The sequence below is a fragment of the Bartonella sp. MR168JLCBS genome (assembly GCF_042194175.1).
Map to the genome: position 1 here is coordinate 1 of NZ_JBHIMP010000355.1, position 405 is coordinate 405.

General features: G+C 47.2%; 1 pseudogene. It reads left to right on the plus strand.

Annotated elements, in window-relative coordinates:
* Nucleotides 1-5: 5 nt before the first annotated feature.
* Nucleotides 6-405: pseudogene (locus ACFIK8_RS11370) on the plus strand (F0F1 ATP synthase subunit alpha); the annotation flags it as partial.

Sequence of the window (405 nt, forward strand, 5' to 3'; positions counted from 1 at the left end):
TTGACCAAAAGGCTGAAGTTTCAGAAATTGGTTGGGTTTTGTCTGTGGGTGATGGTATCGCCCGCGTTTATGGTTTGGATAATATCCAAGCAGGTGAAATGGTTTCCTTTTCAAATGGCGTGCATGGTATGGCATTGAATTTGGAAATCGATAATGTCGGGGTTGTGATTTTCGGATCAGATCGTGATATCCGTGAAGGTGATTCCGTTAAACGACTTGGTGCTATTGTCGATGTTCCTGTGGGCCCAGCTTTGCTGGGGCGGGTTGTCGATGCACTCGGAAATCCTATAGATGGAAAGGGGCCTCTTAAGGCAACAGAGCGTCGTCGTGTCGATGTCAAAGCTCCGGGAATTATTCCACGTCAGTCAGTGCATGAGCCAATGCCAACAGGATTGAAAGCTATTG